This window comes from uncultured Spongiibacter sp., from assembly GCF_964011655.1.
GTDB classification, from domain to species: Bacteria; Pseudomonadota; Gammaproteobacteria; order Pseudomonadales; family Spongiibacteraceae; genus Spongiibacter; species Spongiibacter marinus.
Window position 1 is genome coordinate 213,563 of record NZ_CAXGPO010000002.1, and the last position, 21,264, is coordinate 234,826.

Sequence of the window (21,264 nt, forward strand, 5' to 3'; positions counted from 1 at the left end):
ACCCCCGAAAAAATAAGCGCGTAGTATAGCGCTGCCCGCGCTCGGATGCACCGCAGCGCGCGTAGACAACGCTCGTCGGTGGCGAGCTGAGCTTGCTATACTGGCCGGCAAATTTTCAGGATGTGATGGCAATGAATGAAGTGGAATTTCACGATGTGCTCGATACCCTCTACGAAACGATTGAGGACGCCGTGGAAGCGTTGTCGGTCGACGTAGACTGCGAGATCGCCGGCAGCGTGTTAACCCTGACATGCCCGGATGGCAGCGCCCTGATTTTTAGTCGGCAGGCGGCGAACCGGGAGCTGTGGCTGGCGGCGCGCAGCGGCGGTTATCACTTTAGTTGGGATGGTCAGCAATGGTTCTGCCAGCGCGAGCAGCAGTCGCTGAGTGAGTTATTGCAGCACTGCGCACAGGATCAAATTGGCGAGACGCTGGATATTTAACGCCGCTGCGAGGTCTGGAGCCTGTCGACTTCCCGCTGAATAAGCTCTTCCAAATAGCGTTTGTAGCGCATGTACACCGTGGTTTGCTGGGGCGGTTTATTCCCCAGATTCACCCGGTCAATCGCAAAGTGCCGCTGTTTCGGATAGCGCTCCACCAGTTGCGTTGCCAGCCGGGTAAACAGCTTGGCACCCTCATCGCGATAATACAGCTGCTGGTTGTTCCAGCGCACATCAAATACCGGGCGAGCGCGCTGACGTGCGTGGGCGGTGGCCTCCAGATACAGCGGCGATTGCTGTGCTGGCGGTGCCTGAAGAGGGCGGCTCTGCCAGCGGCCGTCGTGCTGAATGAGTTTGTAGAGCCGCACCCGGTGGCGCAGCCCCTGCTCCTTGCGTGAATGCTGAAGAAATTGCAGCAGTTGATATATGAGCGCATCCGGGGCGCTGCTCTCTGCCGGCAGGTAGATTAACGAGCCGCGCTCATCGCGCAGAAAAATATCCACCAAGGTCGCGCGCAGGTGCACAAAAATATAACAGTCGTCACTGCGACAGGTGTCAATAATACTGGCCAGGGCGGAATTGGGCAGGCAGTGGCGATCCATGCGCAGCGGGCTAAAGCGGCTTTGGCCGCGCTCCAGGCACTGAATAAGCTCGCCATAGCTGTCGGCATTGACCACATCCAGCTCGTTATTGCGCTGTTGCAGAATGTGGAAGCCATCGGCCAGTTTCAGAATATAGCGGGTGTTGGCCTCCGTGTTTTCAAAGCAGGGCTGCACGCCCGCAGCCAGGCCCATCAGTCGCCGCGCCAGCCTTTCACCCGGATCATTGAAACACAGTATGTCGATTTTCGGCGGCGAGCTGCCACTGGCGGCGGCCACCGTCAGCTGTTGATAAGCATGCAGCGTGTTGAGCAGGGCCTCGCCGCCGGTAAAGGCCATCGACGACACTTCTCCCCAGCTGTTCAACACCACCATCTCCACATTGGCCACGGGATAGCAGCTGCTGTGTTGGCCAATGCCCTGGCTGCTGAGCTGGCTGAGGCTGTCCTGCCCCAGGTTAATGCAAAACAGGGTGTACAGCGGCACCTTGGGGCGAGTAAAAGCGGCGTGCTGGGCAGGGTCTGCGGCGGGCAGGCGTTTGGGTAAGTGGGCGTGCAGCCAGGTGGCCAGGCGGTTCAAATCGGCCTCGCTCACGCCCTGGCTACGGCTGCTAAGCCGCAGGCGGCTATTCTCTTTTACTAAGCCATTGCAGTAACACCAGCACAGCAAGCCACTCAGGTGTTCGTCTTCCTTGAGAACGGCGCCGCTCTCGAAGTCGTGGCGGGCGCTGGCACTCACTGCCCAGCGGCGCTGATTACCAAAGCCCAATGTGTGGAAATACAATTGCTGCTCGGAAAGGTCGGGGGCGATGCCGGGGTTGAGCCACTCTACCTTGTGCCGCTTGCGCTCGAAGGCGGCATAGAGCTTGCGGCCGAGCAGGGTCATTTCTTCTGAGTTAATTAGCGCTGACTGCTGGCTGTGGGCAGCGAAATCTTGCAAGAAGCGGTAGCTGTTGGTCAGCTCCGCCACCAAAAAGCGGTGTTCGTCACGCACACGCCGCAGTTTCCAGCGGTGGCGGGTGTCGAGGTTGAGTAAGGTTTCCGGCTGCCAGCGCCACTGGCTGGCGAGGGCGCTCATGCGTTGATGGCGCTCGACTTGCTTGCTCGCTGCTGGCCGCGACAGGTGTAACCCGGTTTTGAAGTAAAAAGCGCGGCGCACCAGTTCCAGCCGGTCTTTCTCTCCGCGCTCTGACAGGTAGTGCTCCAAGCGTTGATATACAAGGATATAGGGGTCGAGTTGGTCGGCGTCGCATTCGCCGTCGTACACGCGTGCTTTTAAGGAAAGGCAGATCGGCTGCACGTTCGGGTAGTGGCGAGCGTAGGCCTCGGTGAGCAGCAGTTTCAAAAGCGCTTTGTAAGGCGAGGCGATGGCCTTGTAGAGCTGCCACACACCCGCGCCAATAAATTCCCCGGCGGGAATGGCGGCAACACCGCCGAAGTTAATCGACTCATCGGGGCCGATATGCTGTTGCGCGTGGAGCAGGGCGGTGTATTCGTCGTAATTTTCCTCTTCCTCTGGCGGCACCAGCCACCAGATGGGATAGCGACCGGCAACCACCACCACGCTGCGGTAAAACTCATCCAGCAGCAAATAGTGTTGGCTGGTACCCGCGCCCTCGGCGCTTAAGCGCTCGCGCTTGCCGCGCCGAAACTGCTCGTTGTCCATCAAGAAAAAGTGCAGTTCCAAGCCCAGCTCGGCGGCCCACTGACTAATATGCTCGGCTTTTTCCTGTAACTGCTCGCGCGCCTCGCTGGGCAGGGCATTACGATGGCACAGCCAAACATCCAGGTCGGAGTCTTCGGCCTGCGCGATACTGCCGCAGGAGCCCATAATGAAGATGCTGTGGATCAGGTGGTGTTCGGGAGGACGGTAGTGAAAACCGCTGGCGATGTATTGTTGCGCGCGTTCCACCAGTTTGGGCGTTGGCTCAAAGCGGTCGATGCCGCAGGGCGTGTCTTTGCTGCTGTAGCCAGGCAGAGAGGGGTGGTTAACATGGAACAACAATGGAATCAGGTCGAACAGGATGCGCTGACGTTCCTGCAGGGCGGCGCGGGTGCGCAGCAGACGCTCGGCGTTCAGCTGCAGAAAACGCTCGCGAACATCGGCGATGCGTTGCCGGCTAATGCCGCGCTCAAAGAGCGATTGAGGAGCGTGTTTTGCCGACATAAAAGCCTGTAAAACCGAGGGTGACGGCTTTCACTGTAGCGTGAGCCAACGCAGATGTCATGGCGCGATGCGGTTGAGCAGCAAGTGACCTTGCGGGTCGAGCTGGGCTTGCCAGCCCTCGGCCAGCCAGGTTGTGGCCACCGCCTCGCAAATAAGTGCGGGGCCGGCCAGTACGTCGCCGGGCTGCAACTGTTCGCGTTGGTAGCGGGGCACAGGCTGGTCGATAAAGGCAACGTGCTGGTGGCTGGGTTCGCGCTGCGCCTGCCCTTCGTGTGGCGGCAACGCCTGTAATGCGGCGGGCGCGCGCAGGGCAAGACGCAGGTTCACCAATTGCACCGGCAGCCCTAATCGGTGGCCGTAGCGCTTGGCGTGGGCACGGTGAAAGGCCTCTTCGCAGTCTTCAATACTGCCGTCAAAGGGCAGGTTCAGGGTGTAGGACTGCCCCTGATAACACAGGTCCAAACTGGCTTGTGCCTGTATGGCGTCGCTTGCTACCCCTTCGTCGGTGAGGGCCTTCTGGCCTTCATCGCGAAGGTCGGCAAAGGCTTGCGCTAATGCATCGCTGGAAAGCGTGGCCAGGGCCTGATTAAGCGTTCGGGAAAGTTGTCGCTCTCGCGGGGCCAGCAGCATTCCCAAAGCGGAAAATACGCCGCCATAGTTGGGAATAATGACCTCGTTGGTGCCCAGTGCCTCGGCCAGCGCGCAAACATGCAAACCGCCGGCGCCGCCAAAGCAGCACAAACTAAACTCAGCGGGGTCGTAGCCGCGCTGCAGGGAAATGACCCGCAAGGCGCGCACCATGTGCTCGTTAGCAATATCAATAATGCCGGCGGCGGTGTCTTCCACCGACAAGCCAAGTTCACCGGCTAGTGCCGCGACGGCGGCAATAGCCGCGTCACGCTGCAGCGGCATGTTTCCGCCCAGGCGGGCGTCATCGGGTAGGCGGCCGAGCACCACATTGGCATCGGTTACTGTAGCGCGTAGCCCGCCCTTGCCGTAGCAGGCGGGGCCGGGAGAGGCACCCGCCGATTCCGGGCCAACGCGTAGCAGGCCGCCTTCATCCAAGTGGGCAATAGAGCCGCCACCAGCGCCGATGGTGTGCATGTCCACCATCGGTACCGCGACGGGGTAAGGGCCGATATGGCCCTCGGTGGTCAGGGCAATATCGCCATCAATCAGCGCGACATCGCTGGATGTGCCGCCCATATCGAACGTAATCAGCGCATGTCGGTTCAGTATCCGGCCGAGTTGGCGGGCTGCCGCCAAGCCCCCGGCAGGCCCGGAAAGTAATAAATTTACCGCGCGTTTTGCCGCGTTAGTGGCATCTAAGGTGCCACCGGACGATTGCATGATCGCCAGTGGTGTGTGCGGCATGGCTGCCTGCAAACGCTGTAAATAGCCCTGTACCTTTGGCCCCAACCAGGCATTGAGCCAGGTGGCCATGCCGCGCTCATATTCCTTATATTCCGGCAGTACCTCGCTGGAGCGGGAACAAAACAGGTGGTCGGGCAGGGCGGCAGCAATGGCTTTTTCGTCGGCGTCGTTCAGGAAGGAAAACAGCAAATTAATCGCGACCGCTTCGGGCTGTAGCTCGGCGAGTTGTTCGCGCAATGTCTCCAGCTCCGATGCGGACAAGGCCTTTAACGCTTTCCCCTGGGCATCCACCCGGCAGTCCACCTCCAAACACAGCTCGGTGGGAACCGGCGGCGCGACCGGGGGCGGGCATAAGTTATACAACTCGCGGCGGGTTTGTCGGCCAATGCTGAGTACATCGGCAAAGCCGCGATTGGTTATATACGCCGTGCGCACGCCCTTGCCTTCCAGTGCGGCATTGGTGGCCACCGTGGAGCCGTGAACCACAGTTAACGACCCATCTTGGATACGGTCGTCCAGGCCCAGTGCGCGAATACCCTGCAAGATCGCGCGCTCGGGTTGGTCCGGTGTCGACAAACATTTGTGCAAGAGTATGCCGTTGCCATCCACTGCAACAAAGTCAGTAAATGTGCCGCCCGTATCGACGCCCAATAAACACAGTGATGACATAGGAATACGCGTATCCAAAAAGCGATATTGTCGCGGCTTCAGCGCTATAAGTCATTATTGGATAGCGCAGGTCAGGCACCTTCCTACAAGGTATGAGGCACGGACCATGTGGTGTGCTGGAACAAAGCGGTGTTTTTGTAGGAGCCCGCCTGAGGGCGACCAGAACGAACGGTAGGGGTTGGATTAATCGCGGTCAGGCCCGCTCCTACACTGCGTAAAGCACGCTGTTAGTCGCGAAGATTTGTAGCACTAAACCTCAAAAGATCATCGGCAATATTTTCGGTAGAATTGGCCCACGCAAATACGAGGTAGGGCTGTGCCAGAACTTCCAGAGGTCGAAACGGTATGCCGGGGCATTCGCCCCCACTTACAAGGGCGAGTGTTCACTCAGGCAACGGTGCGTCAACCGCAGTTGCGCTGGCCGGTGCCCGACAAGCTCAACGAATTACTACGCAACCAAACGGTTCACAGCGTGACTCGACGGGCGAAGTACGTGCTGATCGAACTGGATCAGGGCAGTCTCATGGTGCATTTGGGTATGTCTGGGCGTTTGTATTTTGTGCCAGCCGGAACGCCCGCAGCCAAGCACGATCACGTGGATTTCGCCCTCGACAGTGGCCAGCTGCTTCGCTACACCGATCCCCGCCGCTTTGGCGCGGTGTTATGGCTCGACGGCGAAGCTTCAGAACACCACTTACTCTCGCACCTGGGCCCCGAGCCGCTTTCCGAGGATTTTAATGCCGATTATCTATTCAACCGAGCAAAGGGGCGTAAGGTTCCGGTGAAAACCCTGTTGATGGATGGCAGGGTGGTTGTCGGCGTGGGTAACATCTACGCCAATGAAGCGCTGTTCATGGCGGGTATACGCCCGGACCGCGAGGCGGGCAGCATCAGCAAAGCGCGTTACCAGCGCCTGGTCATGTGCGTAAAACAAGTGTTGGAAAAAGCCATTGCCCAAGGTGGCACCACCTTGAAAGACTTTGTGGGCGGGGATGGCCGCCCCGGCTACTTTAAACAAGAACTGCTAGTGTACGGCCGCGCGGGCTTACCCTGCCCAAACTGCGCGGGGGTGCTAAAAGAAATTCGCCAGGCCCAGCGCAGTACCGTTTTTTGCTCGCGTTGCCAGCGCTAGCACCGTAGGACAGCGTGGCCCGCGAGTGGAGCGAGTGCTGTGGCCAGCCCGCCTGAGGGCGACCAGAACGAACGGTAAGGGTTGGATTAATCGCGGTCAGGCCCGCTCCTACAAAACCCTCGGCTGGTTTATCGCGCGAGCCATAATGACGACTTAAAACCCGGCAATACTGCCCTCGCGCCGGGGGTCGGCACCGCCCAGTAAGCCCTGCTCGGTGATGTGAATTACATGCAGACCGCTGGTTTGGTCGCGCAGTGTCACGGGGTGGCCTCTGCCGCGCATCCTTGCCACCGTGGCGGGGTCGGCTTTGCCGCTTTCCATCTCCACGCCACGCCCCATGGCAATGATATGGCCTTCGGCGATGGCCTCGCCCACGGGCATATTGAGCGCAAGAATGCGGTACAGGCTGGCCGCAACATAGTCGATAATGCGAGCTCCACCGGGACTACCCAGCGCTAACACGGGTTGCTGATTTTTAAACACAATGGTGGGAGCCATAGACGAGCGTGGCCGTTTGCCAGCGGCAACACGGTTGGCAACCAGCGCCCCGTTATTGCTCAGCGGCGAGAATGAAAAGTCCGTGAGCTGATTGTTCAGTAGAAAACCCCCTACCATCACGCGGGAGCCGAAGGCAGTTTCAATGCTGCTGGTCATACTCACCACATTTCCCCAGCGGTCAACAATGCTGAAATGGGTAGTGGAGGGGAGTTCAGGCGACGAGGCCGAGCGGCGTTTGGGGGCTGCTGCCGGGTTGCCGGGCTTCACGTCTGCGAGGACGGCGGCGTTATCGATCAGCGTTGCGCGCTGGCGCAGGTAGTCGCTGTCTACCATTGCTTGGCTGGGCACCTCGACAAAGTCTGGGTCGCCCACGTAGTGGTTGCGGTCGGCGAAGGCCAAGCGCGAGGCCTCAATAAAACCGTGCTGCCAATCGGCGCGCAAGCCCATGCGTTGTTCGTATGCGTCTAGCATTCCCAGAATGGCCAGTACCGTGGTTGCCCCTGACGACGGCGGCGGTGCGCCACATACCGAGTACTCCCGGAAGGACGCGCACAGTGCGTCGCGCTTGATCGCACGGTAATTCGCCATGTCTTGCAGGGTGAGCTCACCGGCACTATTTGGGTCATTGCGAACGGCATCGACAATGGCCTGGGCGAGCTTGCCGCGATAAAAATCCTCGCTGCCGTGTTTTTGTATGCGACCTAGTGTCGCAGCGTAAGCGGGGTTCTTCAGTACATGCCCCACAGGCTTAGGCTGCCAACCGCCGTCTGCGCGCGTAAAAAAGTAGCGTTGAATATAGGGGTTTACAGCCACCTTCGGCATGCGCTCAAGCAAAATATGCAGGCGTTCTGATACCGCAAAACCCTGCTCAGCGAGGCGAATTGCTGGCTCAAACAGTGTCGCCCAAGGCAGTTTGCCATGAGCGCGATGGGCCGATTCCAGCATTGCCAATACGCCGGGTACGCCCACCGAGCGGCCGCCAATCACGGCGTCGAAAAAACGCATGGGCGTGCCATCGGCCTGTAAAAAATACGTGTCGTTAGCGGTGGCTGGCGCGGTTTCCCGGCCGTCCCAACTCTCCAGCACCCCGCGCTGTGCCTGCCAATGAAGCATAAAGGCACCGCCGCCAATGCCAGACGACTGCGGTTCAACCAAACCGAGCACCAATTGCGCCGCAATGGCCGCGTCGACCGCGGAGCCACCTTTTTGCAGCACCCATTTCGCAGCGTCACTGGCATGAGGGTTCGCGGTAACCGCCATTGCGGTTTGGTATCGCGCCGACTTAACTTGGCCGAAGCCGCTCGCCGCTTCCGGAACAATAAGGGGGTCGCTGGCGTGGGCGAACGTGCCCAGGCATAACCAAAGCAATGTCAGCAAGGTTTTGTGCGCTTTCAACAAATTATCCTCCAGTGCAGCGGTGGGAAATGCTCGCCGTGGGCCAGTGTAGCGCAAACCCAGTGGTGGCCTCACAATTTTGTCAAGGGGTGACATAGCGCGCGAGCTTTGTTTATGATCAGTTTCACTTGCGATACCGAACCGTTATCGCGCGCCACGAATTGGTGTCGGTATCCAGGGAAGGAAACGAGATCGGTACAACCATAACAATAAGACGCAAACGATAGCGACCTAGGGAAGGGATTACGATGTTAGAACAGCTCCCCGCTGTGTATATTTTAGCGAACCGAGAAAGTGGCAGCCTGCACAGTGGTGTAGCCGCCAATTTACGACAACACCTCCATGACTATCGCCAGGCCTTGGGTGAGATTCGCAAAGAGGTATTCGAGCTCGTGTATTTTGAGCTTTTTGAAGACCTCGAGCAGGCCTATATGCGAGAGAAACAAATCAAGGAATACTCCCACCGCCGCAAAACCGCCTTAATCGACAGTATTAACCCCAAGTGGGACGATCTCTACCAGACCGGAGAAGAAGCCTGAGCGCCGCGCTTGTTCGTATTCGGTGAATTCGATACCATCTGCCGCCTTAATTGCAATCCGGTGACTTATGAAACGCATCGTATACCCAGGTACTTTCGACCCGATCACCCGCGGTCATATCGATCTGGTAGAGCGCGCCAGCAAATTGTTCGACACCGTTGTGCTCGCCGTCGCGAACAGCGAGAAAAAGCAGCCGATGTTCGCCTTGCAAGAGCGCATGGAACTGTGTGCCGAAGCGCTTTCCCACTTGCCTAATATCGAAGTGTGCAGCTTCACCGGACTGACCGTGGAACTGGCGCAAGAGCAAAACTGCCACAGTATTTTGCGCGGCGTACGCACCGTGGCTGACTACGAGTACGAACTGCAGTTAGCCAATATGAACCGCGCGCTGGCACCGGATTTGGAAACCGTATTCCTGACCCCTGGTGAGTCCCTCTCTTACGTCTCCTCCTCACTGCTGCGCGAAATTGCCAGCATGGGCGGCGACGTTTCACGTTTCGTGCCCGACAACGTCATGGTGGCACTCAATGCCCGCTTCTCACGCAAGTAACGGCAATAGCATGGCACTGCTGATCACCGACGAATGCATCAACTGCGACGTATGCGAGCCAGAGTGCCCTAACGAAGCGATCTATATGGGCGAGGAAATCTACGAAATCGATCCCGCCCGCTGCACCGAATGCGTCGGCCACTTCGACGAACCCCAATGCCAGCAAGTCTGTCCCGTAGACTGCATCCCCCTCGATCCCAACCACATCGAAACCGAAGAACAACTCCTCGCCAAATACCATAAATTGACCGATTGAGCGGAACTGGTCGCGGTCAGGCCCGCTCCTACGGTTGGCGTACATTTTGGTGTAGGGCAGTGTGACCATTGTAGGAGCCCGCCTGAGGGCGACCGGAACGAACGGTAGAGCGTGGAATCAATCGCGGTCAGGCCCGCTCCTACGGTTGGCGTACATTTTGGTGTAGGGCAGTGTGACCATTGTAGGAGCCCGCCTGAGGGCGACCGGAACGAACGGTAGAGCGTGGAATCAATCGCGGTCAGGCCCGCTCCTGCGGTTGGCGTACATTTTGGTGTAGGGCATCGTGTCCCTTGTAGGAGGCCGCCTGAGGGCGACCGGAACGAACGGTAGTGTGTGGAATCAATCTCGGTCAGGCCCGCTCCTGCGGTTGGCGTACATTTTGGTGTAGGGCATCGTGTCCCTTGTAGGAGCCCGCCTGAGGGCGACCGGAACGAACGGTAGCGTGTGGAATCAATCTCGGTCAGGCCCAATAAAACTGCGAATTACAATGGTTTCATAGCGGCCCTAAAGGCAGGTTTTCACCAAAACTGCTAATTTATAAAAAATGCCTGACACAAGGACGTGCTCATGCCGAAAAAAATATCGCGTGGTTATGCGCTACGAACGGGGCGGCGCTCAATAATGGGCCAAACCTACATGGTCACAACGGTGACGTGGCAGCGACAAAGTCTCTTCCACAACCTCCAGCTAGGTCGTTGCGTTTCACGATCAATCTGTTCTTCACCCTACGCAGATACAGTGGCCCATGTTGTAATGCCTGACCACTTTCACTGGCTTTTTGAGCTAAAAGATCGAAGCCTTTCAGAAGTCGTTCAGCGAGTTAAAACCGAATCTGCCAAACAGATAAATCACACTCTAAATCGCCCCTCAGCAAAAGTCTGGCAACCCGGTTTCTATGATCACGCCTTGCGCTGCGACGAAGACCTGCGCGCAGCGGCGCGATATATCATTGCCAACCCACTTCGCGCAGGATTGGTTGACGATCTTGGTCACTATGCACTGTGGGATGCAGTGTATTTATAGTTCAGGGGGGGCGCGGTCTACACACCTGACTGCGTAGCCCTGCATGAATAAAACGGTGGTTTTTGTAGGACAGCGTGGCCCTTGTAGGAGCCCGCCTGAGGGCGACTGGAGCGAACGGCACGGATGGGGTTTGGTCGCGGTCAGGCCCGCTCCTACACGAACGGCCAAGGCAGGTTCATTGTAGGACAGCGTGGCCCGCGAGCAGAGCGAGTGCTGTGGCCAGCCCGCCTGAGGGCGACCAGAACGAACAGTAGGAATCGATCGATCGCGCTCAGGTCCACTACCCACGACACTCCCAGCGGTCATGGGGCGCGCCGTGCTGCAGGTTATGGCTGGTCGTAGTGCCCACCAATGGCGAAGATATAAATGGATTTATCGTCGAACCGATATATCAACCGGTCTTTCTGTGAAATCCGTTTTGACCAAAGGCCGGAAAGGTTATGTTTCAGTGGCTCAGGTTTTCCCAAGCCGGAAGAGGGGTCGTTGGATCGGAGCATTTCTCTGAGCAATTTACATAAGGCTTTGTGCAAGCGCTTATCTTTTTCGCGCACGGCCTCATAGGTTTCCCAGGTATTACCCTCAAATACCAGTGATCTCATTCATTTGCTCGTCAGTCGGTTTGTAGCCTTGGCTGCGGGTATGGGTGTCAAGGGAGTCGGCAATTTGCTGCATCAGGCCTTTGTTCTGGAGCACGTAAAGAGTTTCTTGCTCTCGCTCCCAGTCGTCGGCACTAATGACCACAAATGCCTCGCCAGCCCTTCTCGTAACCTTGAGGGGCTCATGCCGGCTAACTACTTCTTCTACAACACTTTTCAGGTTGTCTCTAAACTTGTTTACGCTAATGGTGTCCATACGGGCGCCCTCATGTACGGAAATGCCGTACAACTTTATACCATAAACCCTAATAAGGCCAAAGATTTTGGTCGCGGTCAGGCCCGCTCCTACGCACCTGCGTAGCCCTGCATGAATAAAACGGTGGTTTTTGTAGGACAGCGTGGCCCGCGAGCAGAGCGAGTGCTGTGGCCAGCCCACCCGAGGGCGACCGGAACGAATGGCACGGGTGGATTTGGTCGCGGTCAGGCCCGCTCCTACGCACCTGCGTAGTCCTGCATGAACAAAGCGGTGGCTTTTTAGGACAGCGTGGCCCGCGAGCAGAGCGAGTGCTGTGGCCAGCCCGCCTGAGGGCGACTGGAGCGAACGGCACGGATGGATTTGGTCGCGGTCAGGCCCGCTCCTGCTTGGTGATGAATCGCGGCTACGGCCTACAATACGCAGGCCGCGCCGCGCCTGTACTACTTATCCGACTTGTATTCGTAGTGGTAGTAACCATACCCGTAGCCGTAGCCATAACCCGACGCACGGCGCTCTACGGCGTTAAGGACAACGCCCTTCACAGTAATACCGTTTTGTTCGAAGCGCTGTTTAGTCACTTCCAGCTCTTTAATCGGGTTCAGGCCAAAGCGGGCAACGATCATGGTCACGCCACACTGGCGGCCCACAATGGCCGCATCGGTAACGGCCATAATTGGCGGGGTATCGACAATAACAAGGTCAAACTGTTCTTTTACTTCATTGAGCAGGTCAGTCAGTTGCTGGCTCATCAATAATTCCGACGGGTTGGGAGGAATCACCCCACGAGGCATGACAAACAGCTCGCCAACGCGTGTCGGTTTTATCGCTTCTTGAACGCTAATGCGCTTGCCCAATACGTCGCTCACCCCGTTATCTGGCTGCATGCCAAACATCTTGTGCATATAGCCTTTGCGAAGGTCCATATCGATCAGTAGTACGCGCTGACCGGCCTGAGCAACTACCGCCGCAAGGTTACCGGAAACAAACGACTTACCCACATTGGGGCTGGGGCCGGAGATCATCATCACATTGTTTTCAGCTTCCAGCATGGCAAAGTGCAGGCTGGTGCGCAGGTTGCGCAGGCTTTCAATGGCGATATCCGTCGGGTTTTTGTGGGCCAGCAAGTCGTGTGGGTGCTGGTTTTTGTGTTTCTTGCGAATGGCTTGGCGACGTCTGCCCACACCATCGAGCTTACGCTGCTCATCGGAAAGCGGAATGCTGGTATATACCGGCAGGCCAATAGCCTCGATATCATCGGGGTTTTCAACACCGCGATTCAGTGCCGAGCGCACCAACACCAAGGCTACCGAAAGGAAGCCGCCCAACAGCGTGGCAATCACTACAATCAGTGCTTTTTTGGGCTTAACGGGCTCCTCAACATCGACCGCGGCGTCATCAACTACTCTTACGTTCCCGACAGTTCCCGCGCGAATAATGTCCAATTCTTGGATGCTGTTCAGCAGCTGTGTATAGATTTCGGTCCCTACTTCTAGGTCGCGTTTCAGCCCTAGCAATTCCTGCTGTGTGCCAGGCAAGCCCTTTATACGCTTGTCCATCTGGTTTTTGCGCGATTGCAGCTCCGCCATTTGGTCGCGCCAGGCTTGGTAGTTCGGGTGGTCGCGGGTATACAGCCTGTCCAGCTCTGCTTGCTTTAATTGAAGTTCAGAGATGCTGGTCTCAATTTCTACAACTTGTTCAAGCAACGCCTCAGCTTCTGCACTAATATTTACCGACCCTGCTTTGACCTGATAGCTATTAAACTCGGCCTCTGCTTTCTCCAGGTCTTTTTTGATAATAGGCAATTGCTTACGGAGAAACTCTAAACTCTTCGATGCCTCTGCAGATTGGCGCTCTACGTTTTGGCGAACATAGAACTGCGAAATAGTGTTAAGTATATCCTCGGCAAACTCCGGCGACTTATGTTCAAAAGCCAGGGCAATGATGCCGGAGTCTTTACCGCGCTCCGAAGCGCCTAGCTCCTCTTGCAGCTCGATAATAGCGCTAAGGCGGCGGTGCTTAATTACGCTGAAGCGAGTTCCTGGCCTGGCGTTCAATGATTGCACGTAAATGCTGAAACCGGATTCAACACGCTTTTCACCGGTTTTACCTTCCAGTATCGGGGTTCCCTTTGGCCCAAATAATTGGTAGCGGCCACTTTCTTTAGCGATCAACTCCAGCTCTTCGCCATAGAGCGCGTCTGGTACATTTAACTCAGTAATTGCTAGCTTCTCGCCTCCCCAGGCATATTGATCCAGCCCTGAAATAGGGGTGGCTAGCTCACCGTCCGCACCTTTAAACTTCCTTGCAATGGCGCTGCCCAATATTGGTGCGTATACAGGTTCGGCTTCGATCGCTAGGTGCAGTTTGTCTACGGTAGAGCCAACAACACTTCGGCTCTTAATAAGCTCGATTTCTGTAACCGCTTCAGACTCACTGCCGAGCATTTCCGTAATGTCGCTCATGCCGGGCAGGCCGGGCTGCTTTTCTTCTACCTGTATAATTGCGGTGGCTTGGTATATCGGTGTCGCGAGAAGCGCGTAGGCTACACCCAAAATCGTAAATACTGATGTAATGGCGACGATAAGGTTTTTGTTGTCCCAAAGGGTGCCGATCAAAGCCAGCAGGTCTATTTCATCTTCAGTACTCGAAGGCTGGGGCTGCGCAGTGGGTGATTGTGTACTCATGTAATAACTTCCAGCGAGCTCAGCATCATGCTGAGAGTGTTTATACGTTGCTTTTTAATACTAAATTTATCGAGTGTCAGTCGTTGTTATCGCCCAAGTCGTCGATAACACCCACAGCCGAAACGCTCGGCAGCAACTGACTCAAGAAGCGGTTCCAGCGGGTGATCGGCGCAGGTGACACATACACAATATCGCGCGGCGACAGCGTGAACTTATCCGCCAACATAAAGCCAACGGCAGAGGCTGCGTTTAGGTGGTAGATGGTGGCGTTATAAACGGGCATGCCGTCCTCGTCGCGGCTTACCCCGGTGTTGCGCAGCACGTATATGCCGCGGCCGTCGGCGCGGTTTTCATTAATGCCATTGGCGCTGGCCAGTGCCTCGGCCAGGCTGGTGCCTGTGCGGGACATAAGAATGCCCTGTGGCCGGTTAACTTCGCCGAGTACAAAGACTTTGTCGGCGTCATTGCGTGGCACGTGAATCAGGTCGCCGTGTTGCAGCAGCAGGTTTTCACTCCAGGCGCCGGTTTCATAGAGCGAGCGCAGCGAGATGCTCTGAGTTTCACCATTGCGCGTTAGTTGAATGTCGCCCCACGAGGCATTGTTGGCGAGGCCGCCCAACTGCTCAATGGCGTCGATCAGCGTGAGCGGAATTTTGGTTACTGGCACAACGCCGGGCTGACGAACTGCGCCACTCACGTACACACGCTGGCTTCTGAAATCGGCCACGCGCACATCGACTTGCGGGCGCTTAATTACCGAGGCCAGCTTTTGCTCTAACTGCGCCTTAATTTCGGCCGTTGTCAGGCCATTCACTTGTAGCTCGCCGGCATAGGGGTAGAACACCGTGCCGTCGGCTTTCACCTCGTTACCGCCCTCGGCGGCCGTGCGGAAGGAACCCGCGGGAATTGTTAGTTCGGGGTGTTCCCACACCGTAATGGTCAGTACATCGCCGGGACCAACACGGTATTGGTAGTCACTAAGCTGCTGTTCCAAGTCACTGCTCAGTGCTGCTTGGTGAGCGGCGGGGGTGTTCATATTGGCGAGCAGGGTCGCATTAATGGGAATGTAGCGAATCTCGGTTTCGGCGGGGGTGTAATCCTCTGGGGTATCGTTAAACCACACGGAATTCATGCGGCTCATATTACTGCCCGGTACTACCGTGCATGCTGCGCAGCTCAGCACTAATGCGCTGGCAAGCAAATTTTTCACTTTCATTCCCTAACCCTTGCTTACACCGCTGGCCACGTGGTGCCAGCTAGTCCATAAATAATGTTTTATTTTCTCTACGAGTCGTATCGTCGCTATTACCAGCGATAGCGCGCCTCGATGAAGGCGCTTTCTATGCCGTGGTCGTAGTTATACAGTTGCAGGCTATCATCCACCTTGATGTAGCCCACTTCGGCGTTCAAGCCGCCAAATTGCTGGCTGTAACTAATTTCCAAGGTATTGCCTTCACCCTGGCTGCGGCCAGCAGCGCCGCGAACGCCGCCATCAATATTTAAGGCAACGTCCGAGTAACGCAATGACCAACGGCTACCGTCCGGCAGCATCCAGTCCAAGCCGAGGGTGTCCAGCTCGCTGTCATTGTCGATGCTGGCACCAATGGCGCGGCCCTTGTAGCGATAGCCATTCTTGTAAATGGCATGTTCATACACGTAGTTACTGCGCTCATCGCCGATCAGCGCGCCCGCTGTGGTTTGGGTGCGCTCTAAAAACCAGTGCAGGCGGTGCTTTTCAATCGCAAACAAGCCATTCAGGCCCACTACATGGGTTAAGCGAGAGGGTTGGTAGCCGCTTTCATCTTCGCCAATATGCTGGATGTAAGCGCCTTGATTGCCCCAAGGCGTCGCCCACAGCATTTTCACATCGAAACCGGCCAGCTGATTGCCCGGCTCATTTTCCTGAGTAAGTCCGCCGTCCCCGCGGTTGTCATTACCCAGCATAAGATCCTTAAAACTGGAAAAGTTCTCATCGCGGCCATCGCCACCCCACTGGGCGGTGCGGCTGGCAGCAATTTCCAACCACTGTGCGGGCTTAACCGCTACACGCATTCCTAACAATTTTGCGCCGGGTACTGCGCGTTTCCCTTCCAGCTGACCGGCAAAGGCCTGCAGTTGCCAAGGGCCAAGCCAGCTCAACAGCGGCGTTTCAAATTCATGGGCGCGGTTACGTTGCAGGCTAATGCCTGGAACCGGCCGCGCATTGTTGGAAAGCAATAAACTGCTCTGCCAGCCGGCGCCCCACCAGCGGTCAATGGCGCCCAGCGTTACGCCCCAATTGCCAAAGGCCCGTGCAAGATAGCTGCCATCTAAACGGCGGTGTTCGCGCGGCGCATCGGGAATGTCATAGCTGAGGCGCAACTTGCCTGCCCAACTGCTGCTCATAAATTCAGCGGAAACCGCGCCGTATTCGGGAGCATTGTTGCTGTCGCCGAAGCCGGTTAAAAATCGACGTTCCTGCTCGCTGTGAGCAAGCTCGATACTGGCGCTAAAGGGTTTGCGCTCCTGTTCAAAGCGAGCCAGCAAAGCGTCGAGTGCTTGGCGTTCCAGTGCACTAATATTGCGGGCCTGGGCGCGTTTCAGGTCAGGTAAAATACTGCCCCACATCAGTGGCCATTGAGTGGTTGGCGCGGTAATAATGCCGGTGCTGGATAGCAGCTCAATATGGTGGCGCAAATCCAGCTCGTTTGGCCCAATCCAAGGCTTTGCGCTGGCAATAGAAGACGCCACAGCACTAGCGGCCAATAAACAGGCAGACAAAGAAAACGCTTTACACCGCTGGCCAATCAACATGCCTTGGAATTCCATCCTTTTTAGTAATTACGCGAACACCCCGCGCCGCTGTTTACAACGCCAATATTCCAAACAGGCGAATGCGCCGCAATCATACGCGTGACGTAACAAGAAGGACAAGGATCATGCCAACGAACTGTGACAATGTCACGACATTGCCAATATCACCCCATAGCCACCCGGGCCCCAGGACTCTTGCTTGTGTAGGAGCGGGCCTGACCGCGACCACACTTCACATCGCCCAACCCACAGCGCATTCACGCCCGCACCAAAACAGCCCGCCCAACAACTCGGCGCACAAACCCAGTGCCGCTTCCGTAGGGCTGCGCGCCCGTGACGTTGTAGGACAGCGTGCCCCATGACCATAGGGAATGTCTTGGGTAGCGGGCCTGACCGCGACCTTTGCCAGCGCGCCTCCAATGATGCCGCCCTATACCCCCAAGAACTTCTCAACACCTCACCCAAATTAACCAAACCGTAGCAATTCGCTGTCACACTACGCGCCGGAACAAGACGAGCTCGGCAAGCTGGGTGTTAAGTCAACATTGGCGTAAAACCTGCATTACAATTCGATGCCAGGCGCAGGGTGGGTTGGCAAGCTTAGCAGCTCTGTGCTGCGCCGATCTTGTCACTATGTCATCTTGTTAGGGATTTGCGGTTGGCTTTTGCACTGATGTGGCGCAAAATAGCGCCCCCTAAATAAGGCTGCCTTGTAAGAAAATCGCGATTGCTGCGAGTGTCTTTTAAACACATATGGTGTGAGAGATAAACGTTTTGTGTCTCGCGACAGCACAGGGTATTCGGTCGTCCTCGCATTACGGACAATCTAGCGAGCGTGGGTAAACGTCCCTGTTGTGCAGAGCCTGCAAGCAGTTGATGTAAAACTACTGAAAAGCCCTTGGTACCGTCAAGGAGGAGCAAAGTCATGCATGACAAGCCATTTATTTCAGAATCTAAGATAAGGCTGGCGCTACTTCACCGTGTAGGTGATATCTGTGTTATCCCTCTTTCTGCCTATTTTTGCCATGGCTTGGTGTATCAAAGCCTGAGCTTAAGTAATTTCTTAGGCTTGAGTGTGGCTATCAGCGTGTTAATCGCGCTTTGGCTGTACCCTGCCATCGGCTTGTACCGAGCATGGCGTGGAGAGAGCACGGGTAAAGAGCTGCTTAATGCTGCCCAGGCGTGGACCTTCAATTTCCTCATCTTGTCCTTCTTGCTCTATTTCACTAAGAACGCTGACTCCGCCCGCATTGAATTTTTCTCGGCATGGTTTATGGCTGGCTTGTTCAGCCTGCTGGGAGTACGGGCCGCTATTCGTGCTTTGCTCAACAATGCCCGGCGAAAAGGCCGCAATAAGACCCACGTGGTCGTGGTGGGCGATAACGGCCTCGCAACCAGCACGATCCAGAATCTAAAAAAAGCAGAATGGGCCGGCTTTAGCGTAAAAGGCTATTTTGGCGAGGGCGAAATAGCCGGAGAACGCCGCTTAGGTGGTTTTCACGAAATTAATGAGTACTTGGAAAGCGATAAAGACGCCGTCGACCAAATATGGATTGCTATGCCCCTCTCTAAAGAGAAGGAGATCAATCAAATTCTGGAGGAGCTGCGTTTCGCTACACAAGACGTTCGTCTTATTCCTGGTATTGAGGGTTTCCGCTTAATCAATAACTCGGTGGCACAAATAGCCGACATGCCCGTTATTAACCTGCAAGTGTCCCCAATGACGGGTATTAACCGCTTCGTTAAAGCCGTGGAAGACCGGGTTTTGGCCGGCATCATTCTGACTTTGATTAGCCCAATTATGATCGCCTTGGCCATAGGTGTGAAGCTGTCGTCACCGGGGCCTGTGTTCTACCGACAAGAGCGGGTTAGTCGTGCGGGCAAGCCATTCATGATGTACAAATTTCGCTCCATGCCAGTGGATACAGAAAAAAACGGCGTTCAATGGGGCAATGCTGGTAGCAAAGCGACGAATAAATTCGGCCAGTTTATTCGCAAAACCAGCTTGGATGAGTTGCCGCAGTTTCTAAATGTTTTGTTTGGCGACATGTCAATTGTAGGGCCGCGTCCGGAACGAACACAGTTTGTTAACGAATTCAAACATGATATCGACGGCTATATGCAAAAGCATATGGTTAAGGCCGGAATTACCGGTTGGGCGCAGATCAATGGCTGGCGAGGTGATACGGATCTCCAAAAACGCGTTGAGTGCGATCTTTATTATATAAATAATTGGTCTGTCTGGATGGACGTCAAGATAATTTTCATGACAATCAGTCGGGTCTTTCGTGATCAAAATGCCGCGTAAGGCTGTTGTTTCTTAGTGTGGTGTTTGTAGCCAGTGATTGGGTGAGGTCGTCGGGAGGATGTTCCTATTTTGTTTTGTTTGGTTGGTTTATTTTGCCATTGGGTTACGTTTTTTTAAGCACGCCCTTGATGTTTATTGGGTTTTTGTGCTCGCTCTTGGGCCCTATTTTATAGTTTATCCGATATTTTGGGGGGTTGTTGCGGATAAGGAGTTTCATAACCTTTATGTGTACTCTGGGCAGGTAGTAGCGTATGCGCTCGGGGCGTTTCTTGCGGTAAATTTCCGTTCGTTATCGCCTCCTGGGCTCGTGATAAATTTGAGTGGTTACCAGCGGGAGATAAGCTTTCTTGTAAATATATTCAGTGCGCTGGCTCTTGGGTCCGTTTTATTGTTGATTGTCATGTTGGGCGGTCATGCGGCGATAAAGAATAATCTGGCAAGTCTGGTTGAGGCAATTCCGGAGCTTGGGTGGTCTGGGAAGTTGGCTTGGGAGCTTATTTTTTTATATTTCTTCGCGACGTGCTTTATGATCATCGGGGGGTATAAAAAACGCTATATTATAATTCATTTTGTTGCTGGGGTTATAATATACAGTTATTTCGGGCGGCGAGGCGTTATATTGAGTGCGCTTATGCTGGTTTCCTTTGTCTATTACTATGTTAATGGGCGTCGGCTGAGTGTTTGGGTCGCATTTGTTGGTGCTCTTGGCTTCTCTGTTTTGGCGGTCTTTCTTTTGTACATAAGGCTGCAGAGCTATGATAGTGATAGTGGTGGCTCATCTATAGAGATTTTTAATTCTCCTGAATTTTATATATCTGAAGTTGCGGTAAACATTGTTGATAGTTTTGGAGTATCGCATGCTTACCGGCTTGGTTTGGATTACCTGCCTTATTGGTTTAGGTCTGCTTTTGGTTTGGATTCTGCGGCAGAGTTTGATTCTCTTGGGCATTATGTTGCTAAGATTTTTTATCCTCGATTTGGTGCGGGTGTGCCCCCCTCTTTTTTTGGGGCAAACTATATGAATTTTGGGGCTTATGCGCCAATTATTGTATTTTTTTTGGGTTTTTTTATCACAGTCACCTTTAGGTCGCTTTGCCAATTTTCGGGGCATAAGTATTTTTATCCGCTACTTCCCGGGATGTTTTTAGTTTTTTCGTATAATTTTTTCAGATTAGGTGATTTTTGGCTTTCTGTTTCGAGTTCATTGAGGTTGGTGGGGTGCGTAATTTTGGCTGTTTTGGTGGCGAGAAGTTTGGTGCCAAAAAGGAATAATTATGATTAGTGTGGTTATGGCTACTTATAATGGTGAGCGTTTTTTGGTGCAACAACTTGAGTCTATTTTGGAGGATTTGCCGAATGATGCTGAGTTGGTCATCGTGGATGACTTTTCTCGCGATGGTACAAGAAGGATTTTGCAAGAAGTTTCTGACGAAAGAGTGAAAACATTTTTTAATGATAGAAATCTCGGGGTGACGAAAAGCTTTTCCAAAGGCCTTGAGGCCTGCCGGGGTGAGTACATATTTTTGGCTGATCAAGATGATTTTTGGGTAAAAGGGAAGGTCGAGCGTTGTGTCGAGCTTTTGCAGAGCTATGACTTGATTTGTCATGATTGTGCAGTCGTTGATGAAAATATGCAGACTATATCCAGTAGTTATATTGATTTTCGTCGCTCGGCTGTAGGGATTTGGCGAAATGTACTTAGGAACGGCTACATAGGATGTTGTATGGCGTTCAGAAGGAGCGTTTATTTAAAGGCTCGTTCGGGTGTCGCCGTCGCGCCAATGCATGACGTATGGCTTGGTTTGGTCGCTGAAATATTCCGCTTCAGGGTGGCCTTCGTTAAGGAGTCGCTGGTTTTGTATAGGCGGCACGGCAATGTTGTTACCAAAACAGGACTTAGAAAATTTGTTGTCCCTAGTCTGGGGGCGATTTTATCTCGTGTGAAACTTGTTGCGAAGTTGCTGGCTATAAGATTGGAGGGCTGAA

Annotated in this window: 17 protein-coding genes; 9 read left to right on the plus strand and 8 right to left on the minus strand. The window is 54.9% G+C overall.

Annotated features, from left to right (window positions below; translation table 11 throughout):
* Positions 1 to 131 precede the first annotated feature (131 nt).
* On the plus strand, positions 132 to 443 hold the full coding sequence (gene cyaY, locus ABNS66_RS02280; RefSeq protein WP_161624273.1) for an iron donor protein CyaY: 312 nt from the start codon (positions 132 to 134) through the stop codon (positions 441 to 443).
* Here cyaY and ABNS66_RS02285 read toward each other — a convergent pair.
* Both ABNS66_RS02285 and ABNS66_RS02290 read right to left on the minus strand, forming a co-directional pair.
* A complete protein-coding gene (locus tag ABNS66_RS02285) occupies positions 440 to 3,205 on the minus strand; it encodes a class I adenylate cyclase (protein WP_286836444.1) in 2,766 nt (921 codons plus the stop codon). The two genes, cyaY and ABNS66_RS02285, sit on opposite strands and share 4 nt — an antisense overlap.
* Before the next feature lie 57 nt (positions 3,206 to 3,262).
* A complete protein-coding gene (locus ABNS66_RS02290) occupies positions 3,263 to 5,248 on the minus strand; it encodes a hydantoinase/oxoprolinase family protein (protein ID WP_286836442.1) in 1,986 nt (661 codons plus the stop codon).
* Positions 5,249 to 5,564: 316 nt separating this feature from the next.
* Between ABNS66_RS02290 and mutM the strand changes: the two genes are divergently transcribed.
* Entirely contained in the window at positions 5,565 to 6,380 is an 816-nt protein-coding gene (mutM, locus tag ABNS66_RS02295; RefSeq protein WP_286836440.1) for a bifunctional DNA-formamidopyrimidine glycosylase/DNA-(apurinic or apyrimidinic site) lyase, read from the plus strand.
* A 153-nt stretch (positions 6,381 to 6,533) separates the two neighbouring features.
* On the opposite strand, the gene ggt is transcribed toward mutM, so the two are convergent.
* On the minus strand, positions 6,534 to 8,273 hold the full coding sequence (gene ggt / locus ABNS66_RS02300) for a gamma-glutamyltransferase (RefSeq protein WP_286836438.1): 1,740 nt from the start codon (positions 8,271 to 8,273) through the stop codon (positions 6,534 to 6,536).
* A gap of 248 nt (positions 8,274 to 8,521) precedes the next feature.
* Between ggt and ABNS66_RS02305 the strand changes: the two genes are divergently transcribed.
* The 4 genes from ABNS66_RS02305 (at position 8,522) to ABNS66_RS02320 (ending at position 10,641) form a co-directional block, all read left to right on the plus strand.
* Complete coding sequence (locus ABNS66_RS02305) at positions 8,522 to 8,812, plus strand: GIY-YIG nuclease family protein (RefSeq protein WP_286836436.1); 291 nt, start codon at positions 8,522 to 8,524, stop codon at positions 8,810 to 8,812.
* Positions 8,813 to 8,879: 67 nt separating this feature from the next.
* Positions 8,880 to 9,362 carry a pantetheine-phosphate adenylyltransferase gene (gene coaD / locus ABNS66_RS02310; RefSeq protein WP_027875205.1) on the plus strand — a complete coding sequence of 161 codons (483 nt, stop codon included), beginning with the start codon at positions 8,880 to 8,882 and terminating at the stop codon, positions 9,360 to 9,362.
* A 10-nt stretch (positions 9,363 to 9,372) separates the two neighbouring features.
* A complete protein-coding gene (locus ABNS66_RS02315; RefSeq protein WP_027875204.1) occupies positions 9,373 to 9,618 on the plus strand; it encodes a YfhL family 4Fe-4S dicluster ferredoxin in 246 nt (81 codons plus the stop codon).
* Positions 9,619 to 10,254: 636 nt separating this feature from the next.
* Positions 10,255 to 10,641 carry a transposase gene (locus ABNS66_RS02320; protein ID WP_286836502.1) on the plus strand — a complete coding sequence of 129 codons (387 nt, stop codon included), beginning with the start codon at positions 10,255 to 10,257 and terminating at the stop codon, positions 10,639 to 10,641.
* 326 nt (positions 10,642 to 10,967) lie between these two features.
* On the opposite strand, the gene ABNS66_RS02325 is transcribed toward ABNS66_RS02320, so the two are convergent.
* From ABNS66_RS02325 to ABNS66_RS02345, 5 genes are all read right to left on the minus strand, one after another.
* Positions 10,968 to 11,240: a Txe/YoeB family addiction module toxin gene (locus ABNS66_RS02325; protein WP_286836433.1), complete on the minus strand. Its 273-nt coding sequence runs from the start codon at positions 11,238 to 11,240 to the stop codon at positions 10,968 to 10,970.
* Positions 11,221 to 11,493 (minus strand): type II toxin-antitoxin system Phd/YefM family antitoxin, encoded by a 273-nt coding sequence (locus ABNS66_RS02330; protein WP_204997175.1) that lies wholly within the window; start codon positions 11,491 to 11,493, stop codon positions 11,221 to 11,223. The genes ABNS66_RS02325 and ABNS66_RS02330 overlap by 20 nt, the downstream gene beginning before the upstream one ends.
* Positions 11,494 to 11,933: 440 nt before the next feature.
* A complete protein-coding gene (locus tag ABNS66_RS02335; RefSeq protein ID WP_286836430.1) occupies positions 11,934 to 14,177 on the minus strand; it encodes a polysaccharide biosynthesis tyrosine autokinase in 2,244 nt (747 codons plus the stop codon).
* Positions 14,178 to 14,253: 76 nt separating this feature from the next.
* Entirely contained in the window at positions 14,254 to 15,393 is a 1,140-nt protein-coding gene (locus tag ABNS66_RS02340) for a polysaccharide export protein (protein WP_286836429.1), read from the minus strand.
* Positions 15,394 to 15,482: 89 nt separating this feature from the next.
* Positions 15,483 to 16,970 (minus strand): capsule assembly Wzi family protein, encoded by a 1,488-nt coding sequence (locus tag ABNS66_RS02345; protein WP_286836427.1) that lies wholly within the window; start codon positions 16,968 to 16,970, stop codon positions 15,483 to 15,485.
* Positions 16,971 to 17,895: 925 nt separating this feature from the next.
* Here ABNS66_RS02345 and ABNS66_RS02350 point away from each other — a divergent pair.
* From ABNS66_RS02350 to ABNS66_RS02360, 3 genes are read left to right on the plus strand one after another with little or no spacing between them, the layout of a single operon-like run.
* The gene (locus tag ABNS66_RS02350) at positions 17,896 to 19,278 is read left to right on the plus strand and encodes an undecaprenyl-phosphate glucose phosphotransferase (RefSeq protein WP_286836425.1); all 1,383 of its coding nucleotides are present in this window, start codon (positions 17,896 to 17,898) and stop codon (positions 19,276 to 19,278) included.
* Between the two features lie 58 nt (positions 19,279 to 19,336).
* Positions 19,337 to 20,560 carry an O-antigen polymerase gene (locus ABNS66_RS02355; RefSeq protein ID WP_286836423.1) on the plus strand — a complete coding sequence of 408 codons (1,224 nt, stop codon included), beginning with the start codon at positions 19,337 to 19,339 and terminating at the stop codon, positions 20,558 to 20,560.
* Entirely contained in the window at positions 20,553 to 21,263 is a 711-nt protein-coding gene (locus tag ABNS66_RS02360; protein ID WP_286836421.1) for a glycosyltransferase family 2 protein, read from the plus strand. The genes ABNS66_RS02355 and ABNS66_RS02360 overlap by 8 nt, the downstream gene beginning before the upstream one ends.
* Position 21,264 lies beyond the last annotated feature (1 nt).